Raw genomic sequence first — 16,459 nt, forward strand, 5'->3', positions numbered from 1 at the left:
TACTCGAAAGAACGTCCGTTCCTACTCGCTTTCGCTCAGACAATAAAAGTACTAACAAATAATTGATTGGAAGTACCAACTACCAAGAATTACTACTCAATAGATTATTCAAAGTCTCTTGAAGTGGACACGCAGCCCCGCGAAGTGGGAACGGTCACAAAGAAACCGCCGAAAGGCACAACTAGAGGAATTACTATGAGTACATGGGAACAAATACGAAAAGCCAATAAAGCACGTGGAATGAAGCCAAACGGACTTTATAACAAACCGAAGAAATCCCCACTTAGTGATACACCGCCAGTAGGGGAGGCACTAAAGGAAGTCATACAGGACTATATACGCGACTATAAGAGTACTAAGGGGGAAAGACCTACAACCGCACACCTCAATAATAAATATTCAATAAGAGCAACATCTAATTTTTATAAAGGGTTATAAATGAAATACACAGTAATCAACAACAATAAACAAAATTTCAAAGTACAATATGAAGTGGATGGACTAGAACAACAAGCCCACCTACAAGGCGATACTACGCACTATGGGAGGCTAATAACTGGTAACTCATGGGTACGTATTGCCCGTCACCAGAACGCCACACGTAACGCCTACGGCAAGATTTACGGGGCAGGTGAAGAGATCACACAGCACCATATGACCGAAGAAGAACTATTTCAGAACTCACTGGTAGATCCCCTAACCCATCAAAAGAAGATTGCAGGACTGCTACTGGACGCATTCTATAGTAACAATCAGGAAATGACCGTGGAACTACTGGACACTGTACTAAACCCTAAACCGAAGAAAACAAAAAAGCCCCTCTAAAGGGGCTTTGTTTTTTCTACATGGTATGTTGCGAAGTGCTTAGCAGTAAATGTACCCGATGGGGCATTGTTTCTATGTGTTGTGTGGTAGATGCTTTTCTTTAAATGTTCGTGTCATATGAGCGTTAAAGAACAACGGGGCAATTGAGTCATTCTCTCTTCAGAAATATGAATCTATCAACTGAGTAATTATTGTCATAAATGTCATTGATAAATGTTGAGAGTTTTTCATGAAATGAAATAGCATTCATCATCATTGCATGAAGCTCTTTACATTCGCTGTCTTCCACACTTTCATCTGCATGTGTTAATGAGGGAATAGAAGAACTTGCAATATATAATTCAACACTTAAATTATTATATTTCTTAGTGTACGACTGAAGTGCATTTATTATTTCTTTTGTATAATCACTTATGCCGTAATTAGTTCTATCAATAGATTTCAAAGCATTAATGACAGAGTAAGAGATGATGTATAAGTCAGAAACGAGAGTGTCAGTCTTATTCATAAACTCATCATGTGATTCTTGTAGTTGGCTCCCTTTGTTTAAATAATTTCGGTACATTTTTGCTGAAGTTACTAAATGATTTTTTAAAATTAAGCTAGCAGAACGTATCTTAATAAGATCTTGATAAATTGCTTTTTCAATAACACTATAAACAACATCATAATGTTTTTGTGATAACCATGCAGGTGCTTTTAGATATGCTAGGTAGGCAACCCATAGAGTACCTAATGTTCCAAAGCACTACACCATGCTCCTACTAAAGTTACCCATTCATATCCTTTAGAGCTATGAAATAATATTTCAACACCTACAAAAATAGCAATAATTAATAGCACTGCTACTATAGTAAGTAACAAAAAATTAAAATTCTGAATTTTACATTCATTTTTCATAATTTTTTCCATGAGAACGGATTATAGAGAATAATCATTTAGTGTAACTTACACATGTGTGACCAGAACTGAGCATTGACATTTGATTACCCTTTAACGAAACGAAAGGAAAAGAAGCATAATCAATATTTGCTGTCGTCATATTGAAATGAAGATAATTATCTGATAACTTCATTTCCGTCGCATGAACAGGATATGTTCCTTGCTCTTTTAATGTGACCATAAAAGAGATCGGAAAAAAATGTAAACATGAGCAAATACAAAAATGACCATCATTGAAAAAGCCAACTGACTGAGCTGTTATTTGCCTTTTGAATGGATAAAACCAGTAATAAATGTTATGAGTTGTATCAATATCTAGGTTTTTACCTAATACAAAGCTTCTTAATGGCGTATAAAAAGGACTATCAACAATTGGAAGCATACAATCTTTTACAGATGTTGCAGCAAGAAGGTGTCCAATCATTGCTCTTAGGAATTTATAAGCATCAAATTCAAATGAAATATAATTATGATAGAAAAATTTCCCAGCGAAGTAATCATTTAATTTTTTGATAAACTCCGATGTAACACGACCTATTTCTGCATCCATTGAACCAAGAAGCTGAGAATTGCAATCATGACAAATAGTACGAAAAGTTGTACCATTTTTAGCTTTAATTGGTGGCACATGAGCATTAGAGAAATACTCAAAAATCGTCTTTTGCAACATTGGTGAAGGTTTGGATGCACATTGTGGCGGTACATGATCTTTTTTTAGTTTGCTAAAATTCCCACATATTACACAATATCCATTGTCTATTCTTACATGTTCATTTCTTTCAGAGATAAATTTCATTTTATAATCTCAAAAATTAATTAACTACGAATGTAGAGTATTTCGATACATTGTTCAATTTGAGTTTAATATCTAAAACAAATAGTTTCCAAGGTAAATTAATGCACTAGTAAATATTTAAACTGAAACTATAGATGATAAAAATAAACATAGAACCCCATGTAAATGTGTTGTGTGAACGCATACAACACAGTAATAGTACTTTACCATCAAAAGGAACCTACATACACTATCGATTGTTGGAGGTTTCTATCTATTTAGGGTAGGTTTGTTAGCTGTACGAACGATAGAAACTTCCAACAATCGATAGTGTGAAGAAGTTAAGACCATAAAAAAATCAAGGATACACTATGTCTCGAACTGAGTTTCTACGTTCTCTGGGTGCTACATGTAAAAATGATATGTGGAGTTGGTCATTTATTGATGAGACCAACAAGAGGATTATTTTTGGAGCATGGGAGGATCTTAGATCAGCAGATGCAACTAAAGTTATGATCTTATCCGATGATTGGAATGAAAATGTAAATGGTAGTAAAAAGTTAGGTTATATTCAGGCACGTGAACATCTGAATAAAGTTATATATGAAGGATATCAACTCTACACATTTAGTCAAAAACGAAAAGAGGATATTAATGAAAAGAAAGCAGCAAAAATTGAATCATTCGTACCTATAATTGAATTGAAATATTTGTCAAGAGAAGGTAACGCATGGTATGCCACTGAACAAGAAAACTATAATTATACCCCTGAAGTAGAAGAACACTATTACGAAGGTGATAGAAAAACAAAATGGAGCACTTATTATGAGAGAAACCCTAAAGCTCGCAAGGAATGTCTTGATTTTCATGGTTACAGTTGCAAAGTATGTAAATTTAATTTTGAAAAAACATACGGCGATCTAGGTAAAGAATTTATACATGTTCATCATATCAAGCCTATTTCAGTTGAGAAGAAAAAACATAAGGTTGATCCAATTAAGGATCTTATACCGGTATGTGCAAATTGTCATGCTATGCTTCATATCGGTCAGGATGTACTCACATTAGATCAGTTAAGAGCAAAAATTAGAAAAATTAATGGGAAATGATTTATGAAAATTACATATTTTGTAATATTAGCAATATCTCTATCTCTGATAGGGTGTACAAAAAAAGATAAAATAAAATCATTTACGTGTTCAAATACAGATTTTTCCAAAACTCATTCCGTATCTATTGATAGTGAGGGTAAATTTATTATATATGATGGGCGAAAATTACTACTTAGAAATGCTAGGCTTGGTGAGGATGAATGGAGTTATGCTTACTTCATAGGTAATAATAATGAATTAGTGGCATTCAGTTTTAATGAAAATAAAACGCTCTATCATCACTATACAGATGCACGAAATGATTCTAATAGCTATGATGAGTATGGTGGTTGTAAAAGGCCATAATAAATTGAGATTATGAGTTATAAAAATATATGATCAGTAGAGAAAGGCGGTTATGAAGATATTGATATGGCTAGTTTTACTGCCAACTGTAACTTATGCATCCATACCTAACTTCAAATGTTGGGATATTAAAAATTATGCCATAAGCACAGAGAGCGGCATTTTTGTAACGCGATACTATGATCAAGCTATGTTAGCATATCACTATATAACATCTCCCAAAGATAACGATTACTATAGAGAAATTATAATAGCTAATAGTAAACATGATGATGGCTATTATTATGGCAATATATACCAGGATAGAGAAGGAAATATGTATAACGATATAAAATGTGAAGAGCTTTGATAAATGCAGTTTTTATTAATGGCATCAATCATTATATGGGTAAGATACTGAATGAAAAGGTTATTAATTTTATTATCAGTAATATTATCGACCTCTGTACATGCAGTTACTGTACTTAAGTGTGACGTAGGAATAACTGAAGGCGTTATAGGTACAGTTGATGTCAAATCAGTACTTACGGGTGAAGCAACAGTAATGGACTATCCTGATCATTTTGCAATTAAAGTTTTACATATTAATCAGGAAACTCCGCCTCTTGAAGTTCATGTAATTACTGACATTAATAATGTTAGAAGGATAGTTCATCGTATTACCATTGGTGATTATGTTTACACTCGTGCAAATCCTGATACTGGAAACCATTATGCAATACAGGATATTAAAAATAAAATAAGATATCTAATAACCAACTGTACCGAAGTTAAATCTTGAAAAATTCAGTATAAATGGTCTCAATTTACTTTCTGTTCAATCAATATGCTTAATTATGCGATAAAGGATGTTTTGATATGAAAACCAGTACAAAAATAATCTGGGGTATTGTCTTAGTTGCATCATATTTTCATTTCAAAGATGAGAAAAAAACAACAACTAAATCTGAACCGCAGGAGCAGACAGTTAAAATGACTGCACAAGAAGCACAAGAAGCACAAGACGCAAAGGATTTTGCACAATCATTAATTCAGTCTAGAGGTTATAAGTGTGATAAAGTTATGAATCGCCACGGATAATCTAGACACTTCCGAGCCGTTGATAATACTGGTTTTCATATTCTGTCGGTGACATCTGATCGCTGGAACCATGCCGACGCTTACTGTTATAAAACATTTCGATGTAATCAAAAATATCGCTGCGGGCTTCCTCCCGCGTTCCGTAGATCTTTTTCTTTATCCGTTCGCGTTTCAACAACTGGAAAAAGCTTTCTGCAACCGCATTATCGTGGCAGTTACCGCGACGGCTCATGCTGCCCTCCAGTCCGTGTGATTTCAGGAACGACTGCCACTCATGGCTTGTGTACTGACTGCCCTGATCCGAATGAACCAGCACCTGTTTTTGGGGATTACGCCGCCATACAGCCATCAGCAGTGCGTTCAGGACAATGTCCTTTGTCATCCGGGATTGCATGGACCAGCCGATAATTTTGCGTGAGAACAGATCAACAACCACAGCAAGATACAGCCAGCCTTCGTGGGTCCTGATATAGGTTATGTCGGTTACCCAACGCTCATCCGGAGCATCCGGATTGAACTGTCGCTGGAGCCTGTTGGGCGACACGATACTGGCCTCGCCTTTACGTGCCCACGGGCTCCGGTATCCGACCTGAGCCTTTATCCCGACACGTTTCATCAGTCGCCAGACTCTGTTGACTCCGCACTGTTGCCCGCTGTCCCGCAGATCCAGATGGATCTTGCGATAACCATAGACGCATCCCGATTCCAGCCAGAACTGTTTAATCTGTCCTGTCAGTCTCAGGTCTGCCCGATGGCGTTGTGAATGCGGCTGCTGAAGCCATGCGTAAAAGCCACTGGGATGAACATCCAGCACCCGACAGAGCAGGCGAACAGGCCAGCAACGGGCGTTGTCACGGATAAAGGCGTACCTCAGTCGGACAGTTTTGCGAAGTACGCCGCGGCTTTTTTTAATATGTCCCGTTCGTCAGTAACCCGCTTCAGCTCTTTCTGGAGACGGCGGATCTCGGTCTGAGCATCTGACTGTTCTTTATGAGTGGAGGAATCCGGCCCGTACTTCTTTATCCAGGCGTAAAGGCTGTGGGTGGTGATATCGAGACGTGTTGCAACGCTGGAAACAGAATAACCACGATCAACAACCTGTTTGACTGCTTCAATTTTAAACTCTTCGGGATAACGCTTACCGCTCATGGGCACCTCTCTTTAAGCCATCTTAAATGACTCTGAGGTGTCTGTTAAACCCGTGTCGATTCAGCTTTCTTCACGCCCGAAATGCTAGCATGGGACTTTATGCTAGACGCTGGCTGTAGTGATGACTGCATTGAACTATGTGCCGGTATCGGGCGACTTAGCTACTATCAATTCATACGTAATAAACCTTCACACATCACATGTGTTGAACTGAATCCTGAATACGTACTTATTGGTAAACGTGTACTACCACAAGCCGAATGGATCACTGGTGATGCACTACAATACACACCAGACCGTTTCTACCGTGTTGCTTATGGTAATCCCCCATTCGGCAAGATAAACACGTCAGGGGCGTATACAGGCCGTTATACGGGTAGTGAATTTGAGTACAAGATAATTGATAGGGCAAGGGAGTATTCCAGCTATGGGGTATGGATTGTTCCACAGGGTAGTGCGGGGTTTAAGTACTCAGGCCATACATACTATGACCGCTCGATACAGTCTGCTAAGTACATCAAATTTGAAAAGGATACGGGGCTAATCTTACATCCTGGTGTGGGGATAGATACATCAATCTACCGTGACCAATGGAACGGTACTAAGGTAACTTGCGAATCTGTGTTAGTTGATTATCAATAAGTTAAATGGATAGCATAAAAAATAACACAATATATTTATTGATTTTTCGGGCAGCCGAGGGAGACAAAGCCGATTTTCGGCTGGTGGGTTACATTGCTCATAGCGTAAAAAGTGTTCAGTTATTGGAATGTTCAGGGCAGGGATTCTACAGAGTTCTGAACAAAAATTGTATCGCAATCTCATACCATCAGCGGCCTGCCGGGCGCGGAATTAAAGATTATTTGTAAATTATGTTAATTTTAAGTGATGGATTGATCCTGGACACGACTTTGTTCAAAAAACAACCATACTATTAAGTTGCACCATAGTTGGAAAGAGGAGGAACAAAGTATGGTTGTTGACAGACTGAGAACCGATCTTCTCAACAAATTGATAAACGCCCGTATCGAACTTGCCGCTTATCTGCTGTTGAGAAAAGCGAAAGGCTACATGTCAGTCAGCGAGAGCGATCGTCTGCGTGATAATTTTTTTGCACTGAATCGCGAATTGCACGAACAATCACAGCTTCACGGTATGCATCTTGATCAGGAAGAGTGGAATGTCCTTCATCGTGCTGAAGGGGCGTTAGCCGCCACCGCTGTTTGTCTTATGAGTGGACACCATGATTGTCCAACGTTTATCGCCGTTAACGCAGAGAAACTGGAAAACTGCCTGACAACGCTGACGCTGAGTATCCAGAGTTTGCAATCTTACCCAACGCTGGAACACGTCTGAATCAGGGGGAGGGAGCTCCCCCTTTTCGTTAAGATTATGTAAATATGACGGGGTGATTCCCCTTGCTGGCTACGCTTTATGCAGAGCCATTAAGGAGGTGTTATGCGTCGACTCTTTCTCTGTGCTATCCCACTTGCGCTATTTTCCTCTTATGCCGTCGCGGTAAAAGTGGAAGTGCTGCAAACCAAACTCGATCACCCATGGTCACTGGCTTTTTTACCCGATAACCGCGGTATGCTCATTACGCTCAAAGGTGGACAGCTTCGACTCTGGCAGCCTGATAAAGGGCTTTCCGACCCGCTAACCGGCGTACCAAAAGTCTGGGCGAATGGTCAGGGCGGATTGCTTGATGTGGTGTTAGCTCCGGACTTTGAACGATCCCGTCGGGTGTGGCTAAGCTTCGCTGAAACCGACCGCGAAGGCAAAGCGGGCACCGCGGTAGGCTACGGGCGATTGAGTGACGATCTCAAACACCTGCAAGGATTTCAGACCGTTTTTCGCCAACAGCCAAAGCTCTCTACCGGAAACCATTTTGGTGGACGTCTGGTATTTGATGGCAACGGCTATCTGTTTATTGGCCTGGGGGAGAATAATCAACGCGCTACCGCCCAGGATCTGGATAAGCTGCAGGGCAAGGTCGTACGGCTGACCGATGAGGGCAAAATTCCACCGGATAATCCGTTTGTGAACATGGCGGGAGCGCGGGCAGAGATTTGGTCGTATGGCATCCGCAACCCGCAGGGTATGGCGATGAATCCGTGGAGTGATGTGTTGTGGCTCAATGAGCATGGTCCACGCGGAGGCGATGAAATTAATATCCCCGAGAAAGGGAAAAACTACGGTTGGCCTGTCGCGACCTGGGGTGTTAACTACAGTGGTTTGAAAATTCCCGAAGCAAAAGGTCAAATTGTTGCTGGCACGGAACAACCCATCTTTTACTGGGAAAAGTCGCCAGCGGTCAGCGGAATGGCTTTTTATAATAGCGATACCTTTCCACAGTGGCGGCAGAAGTTGTTCATCGGCGCGTTGAAAGATAAAGAAGTGATCGTACTGAGCGTTAAAGGGAATACGGTCACTGAGGATGGTCGTCTGTTGCAGGAAAGGGGGCAACGGATCCGTGATGTGCGCGTCGGACCAGACGGTTATTTGTATGTACTAACCGACGAGTCCGACGGGGAATTACTGAAAGTGAGTCCCTGATTGAATTAGCTGACCGGGATCATCACGATTTTTTGAAACGCCGGGCGCTCGGTCAGTTGTTGATACCAGCGCTCCAGATGAGGGCGCGGGGTCCAGCTCAGGCCAACGTTGAACAGGTTATAGATGAACGGCGCAACGGCGATATCGGCAGTGCCAAATTCAGCGCCGGAGAACCATGGCTGGTCCGCCAGCGCGTTATCCAGAATGGCAAACAGGTTATCGCATACTTGCTTACTGGCCTCAATGGCCGCTAGATCGCGCTGATCGGCAGGTGTTCTGACCAGGCCAAATAAGATAACCCGATGCGCGGGGCTTAGCGTCTGATTTGCCCAGTCCATCCATTTTTCGCCGACGGCGCGCGCGGCCGGAGCGTCAATCCATAAACGTTTTTGTCCGTACTGAGCGGCCAGATAGCGGACAATGGTATTGGATTCCCACAGAACAACGTCCGTTTCATCATCGCGTAACAACGGGACCAGTCCGTTCGGGTTTAGTGCCAGATAGTCGGCATCGCGGTTACCGCCATGCTGTCCGCCCGCCAGAATTTGGTTATACGGCAGTTCCAGTTCCTCGAGCGTCCACAATACTTTTTTTACGTTGGTCGAGTTATTGCGACCCCACAGTGTAATCATAGTAACCCCGCAAATTAATTGAGCAGCTTTATGGCTGCAGATGCCATCTGACTAGCTCACATGGTGGGGTAAACCTAATATTTACGCAACAAAGTCTAAAAAAATCGTGCCAGGAGCAGCGCAGCGCGGCGTTATTGCATAAACTTTAAAAACTTTACCAACTTACGGTTTCTTTAAGCTCGTTAGTGCGTTATTACTCACCGCACTTATTTTACACGTCATCCATCAGACTTTTTCTGCATGGGTTGGTCGAGGTCGCTTGGCCGGTTTTGTGTAAACACGGTGTGGTATGACGTGGTTTTTTGGAATGGATACTCGGGTGGCATTTATGACGCAATACTTCTCTTCACTTCGCAGCTTTGCTGCAGGTTCTGCACTCTTAATCCTTTTGGCGCCGACCGTACAGGCGGCGGAGCAACCGACGGCCCCGCCGAGCGTGGACGCACGCGCGTGGATTCTGATGGATTACGCCAGTGGCAAGGTGCTGGCGGAAGGTAATGCTGATGAGAAACTGGATCCTGCCAGTCTGACCAAAATCATGACCAGCTATGTGGTTGGGCAGGCGCTGAAGGCCGGAAAAATTAACCTCAACGACATGGTCACCGTGGGCAAAGACGCCTGGGCGACCGGTAATCCAGCCCTGCGCGGTTCGTCGGTCATGTTCCTCAAGCCCGGCGATCAGGTTGCGGTGTCAGATCTGAATAAAGGCGTTATCATTCAGTCAGGTAACGATGCCTGTATTGCACTCGCTGATTACGTTGCCGGCAGCCAGGAATCCTTTATTGGTCTGATGAACGGCTATGCGAAAAAACTGGGGCTGACCAACACTACTTTCCAGACGGTGCACGGTCTGGATGCGGCAGGACAGTTCAGTACCGCACGTGATATGGCGCTGCTCGGGAAGGCGTTAATTCACGATGTGCCGGAAGAGTATGCTATTCACAAAGAGAAAGAATTTACCTTCAATAAAATTCGTCAACCGAACCGCAACCGTCTGTTGTGGAGCACCAACCTGAACGTGGATGGTATGAAAACCGGGACCACTGCCGGGGCGGGATACAACCTGGTTGCTTCCGCGACCCAGGGCGATATGCGCCTGATCTCCGTGGTGCTGGGGGCGAAAACCGATCGCATTCGTTTTAATGAGTCAGAAAAGCTGCTGACCTGGGGCTTCCGCTTCTTTGAAACCGTTACGCCGATCAAGCCGGATGCGACTTTCGTTACTCAGCGCGTATGGTTTGGCGATAAGAGTGAAGTGAATTTGGGTGCCGGAGAAGGTGGTTCTGTGACCATCCCGCGTGGCCAGCTCAAAAACCTGAAGGCCAGCTTTACCCTGACTGAACCACAGCTAACTGCACCGCTGAAGAAAGGTCAGGTTGTGGGCACTATCGACTTTCAGTTGAACGGAAAATCCATTGAGCAACGTCCATTGATGGTGATGGAGGATGTGCAAGAGGGTGGTTTCTTTAGCCGCATGTGGGACTTTGTGATGATGAAATTCCACCAGTGGTTTGGTGGTTGGTTCTCTTAACCTTACCTATGCCGGATGGCGCAATCGCCGTCCGGCAGTATCTCTTAATACTTCAGCGTGATACGTTGCGCTTTAGCGTACTCAACAAACTCATCGTCAGGGCGGTTATCACTGATGATGGTATCAAAGCGTTTTAATTCCCCCATCCTCGCAGGCCGCACCTTGCCAAACTTGCTGTGATCGACCACCAAAACGTGATGCTGCGCCATCGACATTGCCCAGTGCTTCACCGGCAGTTCTTCCAGATTAAAACAGGTCGCGCCTTTCTCGATATGAACGCCTGCCGCGGAATAAAAGGCGATATCCGGACACAGATTGTTCAGCGTTTCCTGGAAGTCGAGCGGTTTAAAAATCGCGTTACTGGCATGGAATTCGCCACCACACAGAATGACGCGGCACTGCGGTTTTTCCTGCAGCACCAGAAACGTATTCAACGAGTAGCAGATTGCGGTGAAGGGCAGTTCATTGTCGATCGCTTCAATGATCCACGGTGTGGTAGTACCGCAATCGAAAAAGATGGTCTGATGTGCCTGCACGAGACTCGCCGCCAGCTGGGCGGCGCGACGTTTTTCATCAACCAGACGGGATTTTTGATCGCTGATTAAATAATGGTTAGCGCTGCGGGGTTCCAGAACAATATAGCCCCCGAGCAGTACGACGGGAGCATCATGATTATTCAGGTCGCGACGAATGGTCATCTCAGACACGCCCAGCAACGTTGCGGCTTCTTTGAGGTGTAATTTATCGCTGCGTTTCAGCGCCTGCAGTAATTGACCAATACGCTCGTCGCGTCGAGTTTCCATAGTTCCTCTGGAGAATAGAATAAGTGCTCAGTTTCGCGCTTAATACTACTCTTTTTACCGTGGGTTAGTCACGTACCCAACCTTTTCGGATGGGGAGGGCGAAGCAGGCGCGATAGCAAGTTTGCAAGCCGAGGTACAGGGTCGCGCCAAAGCGCTGCCAGATCATCTGGGCGCTCAGACAGCCGATCAACCCAGCCAGTAATCCGCCCAGCATATCCAGCGGCCAGTGTACGCCAAGGTAAACCCGCGACCAGGCAATCGCCACGGCAACGACCATCAGCAGAGCGCCCGTCCACAGGCGATGCCAGAACAGGAAGGCCAGTGCAAAGGTAAAGATAACCGTACCGTGGTCACTCGGGAAAGAGTCATCTGCCGCATGATGCAGGAAGTTGTAACCAATGTGGTTTACAAACGGGCGATCGTGAGGGAACAGATGTCCCATCAGCCAGGAAATCGTCAGACCAACTATCAACGCAATGGCCATTTTGATGACCAACTGGCGCTGGAGCGTAACCTGACCGCGAGGTCCCCAAAGCCAGAGCACAACAGCTAACAGCGGCACAATGCTGATCAGATCTTTGGCAATGAAAATGGCGAGCGAAATTGCCCATTGCGCAGAGTCGGGTGTTGCATTGATCAGGTAAAAAAGTGAGTTGTTCAGATTTTCCAGCATAACGTCCAGACTCAGTGTAATCGTTGAAAAGGCCCATGGGAGCGAGAGCATAAAATTGCTTTCACGGGATAAAAAGCGGTCTTGTCTTATTTGTCTGCTAAATGACTATTTTTAAGACAATTAATGAGACTTATTGAGCATGATAGCGGTCTCAACTTAAATTAACCTTAAAGCAAAATCTTCTTGAGCAAATGAATGTAAAAATGTGCGCATTTTGCTTTCAAATCACATAATTCACTATCACCAGTACGGCGCATTTATTACACTTTGCGCGATTTTTCTATAGCTAAGAGACTGCATGCAGAACCGTTTATCTTCAGGCGCCCGTTTGGGGCGTCAGGCATTACTTTTCCCTCTCTGTCTGGTGCTTTACGAATTCTCTACTTATATCGGCAACGATATGATCCAGCCTGGAATGTTGGCGGTAGTGGAGCAATACAATGCCGGATTAGATTGGGTACCCACATCCATGACCGCCTATCTGGCTGGCGGCATGTTTTTACAGTGGTTGTTAGGACCGCTATCGGATCGTGTTGGGCGTCGTCCGGTGATGTTAACCGGCGTGCTCTGGTTCATCGTGACCTGCCTTGCGACCCTGCTTGCACAGAATATTGAGCAATTTACTTTCCTGCGTTTTTTGCAGGGGATAAGCCTGTGCTTTATTGGTGCGGTGGGTTACGCCGCCATTCAGGAATCCTTTGAAGAAGCGGTCTGCATAAAAATTACCGCGCTGATGGCAAACGTGGCGCTGATTGCGCCGCTGCTGGGTCCGTTGGTAGGCGCAGCCTGGGTACATGTTCTGCCGTGGGAAGGGATGTTTATCCTGTTTGCTGCTCTGGCGGCCATCTCCTTTTTTGGTCTGCAACGCGCGATGCCGGAAACGGCAACCCGGCTGGGTGAAAAGCTGTCCATTAAAGAGCTGGGCAAGGATTATAAGTTGGTGCTAAGGAACGTGCGTTTCGTTGCAGGCGCACTGGCGTTGGGTTTTGTCAGCCTGCCGTTACTGGCGTGGATTGCGCAATCTCCGATTATTATCATCAGCGGAGAACATCTCAGTAGTTACGAATATGGCCTGTTGCAGGTGCCGATTTTTGGTGCGCTGATTGCCGGTAACCTGGTGCTGGCGCGTCTGACTTCGCGAAAAACCGTGCGTTCGCTGATTATCATGGGCGGCTGGCCAATTGCCGTTGGCCTGATTATTGCCGCTGCGGCCACGGTGGTGTCATCTCATGCATATCTATGGATGACGGCGGGTTTGAGTATCTATGCGTTTGGCATTGGCGTGGCGAATGCGGGGCTGGTGCGCCTGACGCTGTTTGCCAGTGAAATGAGTAAAGGTACGGTTTCTGCCGCAATGGGTATGTTGCAGATGCTGATTTTTACCGTTGGTATCGAGCTGAGTAAACACGCTTATCTGCTGGGAGGCAACGGCTTGTTCAGCTTGTTCAATCTGGCCAGCGGGGTGCTGTGGCTGATTCTTATGGTGATCTTCCTGAAAGATAAACGGGTAGGGGATTCCCGGGAAGGCTAAAGCCCGGTAGCCCGGGCCTGGCAGAAACTTAGTGGTGATCGTCAATCTGATGTTCGATGATCATGCCTTCACCGACGCTGGCAACATGTCGCGCATAAGGATGTGCGCGATAAACAGGAGCCGGGGCAGGAGCCGGGGCAACATACACCGTTTGTGGCGCGGTAGTCACGTTGACCGCCTGAGGCACGCTGACGGAAGAGGGCACGATCACCACTTTATAACCGCTTGGTACATCAACGGTAACGCTTTGTGCAAATACTGACCCTGCAAAACCCAGCAACAATGTCGCCATCAGTACACTTTTCTTCATAATCCGTTCACCTGAAATATTCACTGGAAGTAATAATCCAGTGGGTTAATTTGAGGCGGATTATGAATAGATCATGCCATCATTTTGTTGCCGTCTGTGCTGAGGCGTTAATGCGTAAACGGTGCTTCATTCTTTAACACGCGGTCGATAATATCCAGGACGCCCTCTTCGTTGTTCGATCCCGCGCGATATTTCGCCGCCTTGATAACCGGCTCATGGGCGTTGGCCATTGCAAAACTAAATCCCGCCTGGCGCAGCATTTCAATATCATTTCCACCATCGCCAAACACAACAACCTCATCGTCGTTAATATTCCAGCGTTGTTGCAGCAGCCGCAGACCATTTGCCTTATGCACGCCGGGAATAATTAAATCGATGCTGCCGTAGCCGGTATGCACCGGCACCATAATGTCGCCAATCGCCTCGTGGAGATCGGCCTGCACCAGTGGGATTCTGTCGTCGGAAATATTCAGCCCGAACTTGAAGAAAACGTCGTTAAGATTATCAAAATTATCTACAAATTCGAGACGATGATAATACATGGCGGAAACAGCTTTATGTTCATCGCTGTACTGCTTCAGCGTGTAGGCGCTGTTTTTACCACAGGCAATAATATCAATGTCCGTACGGGTCAGCAGATGTTCAACGATGGCCTGGAAATCATCCTTTGCCAGTTCGCCGTTAAAAACATCTTCACCTTCACTGACTACCCAACCGCCGTTTTCGGCAACAAATGAGATCTCACTGGCCAGTTCGGGGAAAAAGGAAATCAACTGATAATATTGATTGCCGCTGGCGACCACAAAGCGGATCCCTTGTTCTTTCATCTGGCGGTATTGCGCCATAAAGCGCTCACGGTTATAGGTTTTTTGGTCACTTAAAAATGTGCCATCCATGTCGACCGCAATTAATTTGATACTCATTAGCTGTTCTCCATCACCGTGGTATTTTTGAGATCCGGTTTCGCCACCGCTTTCGCGACGATGGCGGCAACAAGCACCAGCGCCAGCACCACCAGCATAGCGCTGCGCAGGCCGTAGTGTTCACCCAGGTAGCCCAGCAGCGGCGGTCCAACCAGGAACGCCAGATAGCCGGTTGTTGCGACAACGCTGACGCGGGTTGGTGCATCGGGGCCGGTGTCGCTGGCGGCTGAAATGGTCAGCGGGAAGCCGAGTGATGCACCGAGTCCCCACAAAATAACGGAAACACCCGCCACCCAAGAGCTGTCGACAAAAATAATCAGGCTAATCCCGAGAGCGCCCATCAGCGCACTGGCGCGCACCACCGTGACGCGGCTGTAGCGGTCGATGAACCAGCCGCCGGTAAAGCGGCCAACGGTCATGCCCAGCGTAAATCCGGCATAAATCAGAGAGCCTGATGTTGGGCTAAATCCATGACCGTCCACCATCAGCAGCGGAAGCCAGTCGTTGGCGGAACCTTCAGCAAATGCCATTGCGAGCACCACGACGCCAATCAGCAATAACTGGATATCGCGATAAAAAGGCAGTCCTTTTTCACCGGAGGGAGAACCATCAGCGGCATTTTTACCCGTGCCGTCAGGAATCGCTTTGATGGCGATAAAGATAGGAGTGATAGCTACCAGCGCCGCCAGCAGAATATGCGCGTTTGCCGGGACGCTGAAGGCGGTAAGCATCATCCCGACTCCTGCGCCCGCCAGCGTTCCCAGGCTGTAAAAACCATGCATCATCGGCAGCACGGTTTTATTCATTTCGCGTTCAACCGCCGCACCTTCGACGTTGATGGCCACTTCTGCTGCGCCAAAACTGGCGCCAAACACGGCCAGACCAAATGCGAAAAGCCAGGCGGAATGTAGCCAGAGCGCCACGCTGAGGATAGCCATCCCAATGACCGCACATGACATGGTAGTGCGGATCACTTTGCGCGTGCCAAATCGTTTCACCAGCCAGGCCGAACAAAGAATGCCACTCATCGAACCAATAGAGAGTCCAAACAGCACCGCGCCCATTTCGGCGGTAGAGATGGAGAGGATATCTCTGATGGCAGGGGTACGCGTTGCCCAGGAGGCCATTAATAATCCTGGTAAAAAGAAGAACGTGAACAGCGCCCAGGTGCGACGTCTTAAGGCTTTGCGTGATGAGATGCCAGTCATGAATTCGAGCCAAAGAAAAGAGGAAAGAAGACAACATTAGCAAGGTTGTGTACATTTGTACACA

The 16,459-nt window shown here is 45.5% G+C and carries 22 protein-coding genes; 12 read left to right on the forward strand and 10 right to left on the reverse strand.

Going from position 1 to position 16,459, the window contains the following annotated elements; all coding sequences use genetic code 11:
- The first annotated feature begins 195 nt into the window (after window positions 1–195).
- Both C2U41_RS05030 and C2U41_RS05035 read left to right on the forward strand, forming a co-directional pair.
- On the forward strand, window positions 196–438 hold the full coding sequence (locus C2U41_RS05030) for a hypothetical protein (protein WP_003845471.1): 243 nt from the start codon (window positions 196–198) through the stop codon (window positions 436–438).
- Window positions 439–825: a hypothetical protein gene (locus C2U41_RS05035; protein WP_003845473.1), complete on the forward strand. Its 387-nt coding sequence runs from the start codon at window positions 439–441 to the stop codon at window positions 823–825.
- A 148-nt stretch (window positions 826–973) separates the two neighbouring features.
- Here C2U41_RS05035 and C2U41_RS29635 read toward each other — a convergent pair whose 3' ends face one another.
- From C2U41_RS29635 to C2U41_RS05045, 3 genes are all read right to left on the reverse strand, one after another.
- Window positions 974–1,333, reverse strand: a complete 360-nt coding sequence (locus C2U41_RS29635; protein WP_207388392.1) for a hypothetical protein — start codon at window positions 1,331–1,333, stop codon at window positions 974–976.
- Between the two features lie 224 nt (window positions 1,334–1,557).
- Window positions 1,558–1,725 carry a hypothetical protein gene (locus tag C2U41_RS29640; RefSeq protein ID WP_191606759.1) on the reverse strand — a complete coding sequence of 56 codons (168 nt, stop codon included), beginning with the start codon at window positions 1,723–1,725 and terminating at the stop codon, window positions 1,558–1,560.
- A gap of 34 nt (window positions 1,726–1,759) precedes the next feature.
- Window positions 1,760–2,563: a chaperonin gene (locus tag C2U41_RS05045; protein WP_071593173.1), complete on the reverse strand. Its 804-nt coding sequence runs from the start codon at window positions 2,561–2,563 to the stop codon at window positions 1,760–1,762.
- 350 nt (window positions 2,564–2,913) lie between these two features.
- On the opposite strand from C2U41_RS05045, the gene C2U41_RS05050 reads away from it, so the two are divergent.
- The 5 genes from C2U41_RS05050 to C2U41_RS05060 all read left to right on the forward strand — a co-directional run bounded on the left by C2U41_RS05050 (window position 2,914) and on the right by C2U41_RS05060 (window position 5,079).
- Complete coding sequence (locus tag C2U41_RS05050; protein ID WP_003845478.1) at window positions 2,914–3,651, forward strand: HNH endonuclease; 738 nt, start codon at window positions 2,914–2,916, stop codon at window positions 3,649–3,651.
- 3 nt (window positions 3,652–3,654) lie between these two features.
- The gene (locus C2U41_RS29280; protein ID WP_127702284.1) at window positions 3,655–3,999 is read left to right on the forward strand and encodes a hypothetical protein; all 345 of its coding nucleotides are present in this window, start codon (window positions 3,655–3,657) and stop codon (window positions 3,997–3,999) included.
- A 52-nt stretch (window positions 4,000–4,051) separates the two neighbouring features.
- The gene (locus C2U41_RS05055) at window positions 4,052–4,348 is read left to right on the forward strand and encodes a hypothetical protein (protein ID WP_103849256.1); all 297 of its coding nucleotides are present in this window, start codon (window positions 4,052–4,054) and stop codon (window positions 4,346–4,348) included.
- A gap of 51 nt (window positions 4,349–4,399) precedes the next feature.
- Window positions 4,400–4,780 (forward strand): hypothetical protein, encoded by a 381-nt coding sequence (locus C2U41_RS29285; RefSeq protein ID WP_127791476.1) that lies wholly within the window; start codon window positions 4,400–4,402, stop codon window positions 4,778–4,780.
- A gap of 77 nt (window positions 4,781–4,857) precedes the next feature.
- Window positions 4,858–5,079 (forward strand): hypothetical protein, encoded by a 222-nt coding sequence (locus tag C2U41_RS05060; protein WP_103849257.1) that lies wholly within the window; start codon window positions 4,858–4,860, stop codon window positions 5,077–5,079.
- A 1-nt stretch (window position 5,080) separates the two neighbouring features.
- On the opposite strand, the gene C2U41_RS05065 is transcribed toward C2U41_RS05060, so the two are convergent.
- A protein-coding gene (locus tag C2U41_RS05065; protein ID WP_103849485.1) for an IS3 family transposase occupies window positions 5,081–6,228 on the reverse strand; the annotation gives its coding sequence in 2 pieces (ribosomal slippage) (window positions 5,081–5,991 and window positions 5,991–6,228; 1,149 coding nt in all).
- Between the two features lie 99 nt (window positions 6,229–6,327).
- On the opposite strand from C2U41_RS05065, the gene C2U41_RS05070 reads away from it, so the two are divergent.
- The 3 genes from C2U41_RS05070 to C2U41_RS05085 all read left to right on the forward strand — a co-directional run bounded on the left by C2U41_RS05070 (window position 6,328) and on the right by C2U41_RS05085 (window position 8,784).
- Complete coding sequence (locus C2U41_RS05070; protein WP_233901289.1) at window positions 6,328–6,870, forward strand: methyltransferase; 543 nt, start codon at window positions 6,328–6,330, stop codon at window positions 6,868–6,870.
- A gap of 330 nt (window positions 6,871–7,200) precedes the next feature.
- On the forward strand, window positions 7,201–7,584 hold the full coding sequence (gene bssR, locus C2U41_RS05080; protein ID WP_103848608.1) for a biofilm formation regulator BssR: 384 nt from the start codon (window positions 7,201–7,203) through the stop codon (window positions 7,582–7,584).
- 102 nt (window positions 7,585–7,686) lie between these two features.
- Window positions 7,687–8,784, forward strand: coding sequence for a PQQ-dependent sugar dehydrogenase (locus tag C2U41_RS05085; RefSeq protein WP_003836963.1), 1,098 nt, complete (start codon window positions 7,687–7,689; stop codon window positions 8,782–8,784).
- 5 nt (window positions 8,785–8,789) lie between these two features.
- Here C2U41_RS05085 and C2U41_RS05090 read toward each other — a convergent pair whose 3' ends face one another.
- Window positions 8,790–9,416: a glutathione S-transferase family protein gene (locus C2U41_RS05090; RefSeq protein ID WP_003836961.1), complete on the reverse strand. Its 627-nt coding sequence runs from the start codon at window positions 9,414–9,416 to the stop codon at window positions 8,790–8,792.
- Window positions 9,417–9,744: 328 nt separating this feature from the next.
- On the opposite strand from C2U41_RS05090, the gene dacC reads away from it, so the two are divergent.
- Window positions 9,745–10,947 (forward strand): serine-type D-Ala-D-Ala carboxypeptidase, encoded by a 1,203-nt coding sequence (gene dacC / locus C2U41_RS05095; RefSeq protein ID WP_003035316.1) that lies wholly within the window; start codon window positions 9,745–9,747, stop codon window positions 10,945–10,947.
- A gap of 44 nt (window positions 10,948–10,991) precedes the next feature.
- On the opposite strand, the gene deoR is transcribed toward dacC, so the two are convergent.
- On the reverse strand, window positions 10,992–11,750 hold the full coding sequence (deoR, locus tag C2U41_RS05100) for a DNA-binding transcriptional repressor DeoR (RefSeq protein ID WP_003836960.1): 759 nt from the start codon (window positions 11,748–11,750) through the stop codon (window positions 10,992–10,994).
- 64 nt (window positions 11,751–11,814) lie between these two features.
- The gene (gene ybjG, locus C2U41_RS05105) at window positions 11,815–12,423 is read right to left on the reverse strand and encodes an undecaprenyl-diphosphate phosphatase (RefSeq protein WP_003836958.1); all 609 of its coding nucleotides are present in this window, start codon (window positions 12,421–12,423) and stop codon (window positions 11,815–11,817) included.
- Window positions 12,424–12,721: 298 nt separating this feature from the next.
- Between ybjG and C2U41_RS05110 the strand changes: the two genes are divergently transcribed.
- Entirely contained in the window at window positions 12,722–13,954 is a 1,233-nt protein-coding gene (locus tag C2U41_RS05110) for an MFS transporter (RefSeq protein ID WP_003836956.1), read from the forward strand.
- A gap of 28 nt (window positions 13,955–13,982) precedes the next feature.
- On the opposite strand, the gene C2U41_RS05115 is transcribed toward C2U41_RS05110, so the two are convergent.
- From C2U41_RS05115 to C2U41_RS05125, 3 genes are all read right to left on the reverse strand, one after another.
- Entirely contained in the window at window positions 13,983–14,264 is a 282-nt protein-coding gene (locus tag C2U41_RS05115; RefSeq protein ID WP_003035330.1) for a hypothetical protein, read from the reverse strand.
- A gap of 107 nt (window positions 14,265–14,371) precedes the next feature.
- Window positions 14,372–15,187: a Cof-type HAD-IIB family hydrolase gene (locus C2U41_RS05120; protein ID WP_086529130.1), complete on the reverse strand. Its 816-nt coding sequence runs from the start codon at window positions 15,185–15,187 to the stop codon at window positions 14,372–14,374.
- Window positions 15,187–16,395 (reverse strand): MFS transporter, encoded by a 1,209-nt coding sequence (locus tag C2U41_RS05125; protein ID WP_003836950.1) that lies wholly within the window; start codon window positions 16,393–16,395, stop codon window positions 15,187–15,189. Before C2U41_RS05125 ends, C2U41_RS05120 begins: the two co-directional genes overlap by 1 nt.
- Window positions 16,396–16,459 lie beyond the last annotated feature (64 nt).

Source organism: Citrobacter freundii complex sp. CFNIH4, assembly GCF_002934505.1.
GTDB classification, from domain to species: domain Bacteria; phylum Pseudomonadota; class Gammaproteobacteria; order Enterobacterales; family Enterobacteriaceae; genus Citrobacter; species Citrobacter freundii.

Coding starts and splice junctions, on each gene's coding strand:
- C2U41_RS05030 (WP_003845471.1), top strand. CDS start 196: ATGAGTACATGGGAACAAATACGAAAAGCCAATAAAGCACGTGGAATG.
- C2U41_RS05035 (WP_003845473.1), top strand. CDS start 439: ATGAAATACACAGTAATCAACAACAATAAACAAAATTTCAAAGTACAA.
- C2U41_RS29635 (WP_207388392.1), bottom strand. CDS start 1,333: ATGAATAAGACTGACACTCTCGTTTCTGACTTATACATCATCTCTTAC.
- C2U41_RS29640 (WP_191606759.1), bottom strand. CDS start 1,725: ATGAAAAATGAATGTAAAATTCAGAATTTTAATTTTTTGTTACTTACT.
- C2U41_RS05045 (WP_071593173.1), bottom strand. CDS start 2,563: ATGAAATTTATCTCTGAAAGAAATGAACATGTAAGAATAGACAATGGA.
- C2U41_RS05050 (WP_003845478.1), top strand. CDS start 2,914: ATGTCTCGAACTGAGTTTCTACGTTCTCTGGGTGCTACATGTAAAAAT.
- C2U41_RS29280 (WP_127702284.1), top strand. CDS start 3,655: ATGAAAATTACATATTTTGTAATATTAGCAATATCTCTATCTCTGATA.
- C2U41_RS05055 (WP_103849256.1), top strand. CDS start 4,052: ATGAAGATATTGATATGGCTAGTTTTACTGCCAACTGTAACTTATGCA.
- C2U41_RS29285 (WP_127791476.1), top strand. CDS start 4,400: ATGAAAAGGTTATTAATTTTATTATCAGTAATATTATCGACCTCTGTA.
- C2U41_RS05060 (WP_103849257.1), top strand. CDS start 4,858: ATGAAAACCAGTACAAAAATAATCTGGGGTATTGTCTTAGTTGCATCA.
- C2U41_RS05070 (WP_233901289.1), top strand. CDS start 6,328: ATGCTAGACGCTGGCTGTAGTGATGACTGCATTGAACTATGTGCCGGT.
- bssR (WP_103848608.1), top strand. CDS start 7,201: ATGGTTGTTGACAGACTGAGAACCGATCTTCTCAACAAATTGATAAAC.
- C2U41_RS05085 (WP_003836963.1), top strand. CDS start 7,687: ATGCGTCGACTCTTTCTCTGTGCTATCCCACTTGCGCTATTTTCCTCT.
- C2U41_RS05090 (WP_003836961.1), bottom strand. CDS start 9,416: ATGATTACACTGTGGGGTCGCAATAACTCGACCAACGTAAAAAAAGTA.
- dacC (WP_003035316.1), top strand. CDS start 9,745: ATGACGCAATACTTCTCTTCACTTCGCAGCTTTGCTGCAGGTTCTGCA.
- deoR (WP_003836960.1), bottom strand. CDS start 11,750: ATGGAAACTCGACGCGACGAGCGTATTGGTCAATTACTGCAGGCGCTG.
- ybjG (WP_003836958.1), bottom strand. CDS start 12,423: ATGCTGGAAAATCTGAACAACTCACTTTTTTACCTGATCAATGCAACA.
- C2U41_RS05110 (WP_003836956.1), top strand. CDS start 12,722: ATGCAGAACCGTTTATCTTCAGGCGCCCGTTTGGGGCGTCAGGCATTA.
- C2U41_RS05115 (WP_003035330.1), bottom strand. CDS start 14,264: ATGAAGAAAAGTGTACTGATGGCGACATTGTTGCTGGGTTTTGCAGGG.
- C2U41_RS05120 (WP_086529130.1), bottom strand. CDS start 15,187: ATGAGTATCAAATTAATTGCGGTCGACATGGATGGCACATTTTTAAGT.
- C2U41_RS05125 (WP_003836950.1), bottom strand. CDS start 16,395: ATGACTGGCATCTCATCACGCAAAGCCTTAAGACGTCGCACCTGGGCG.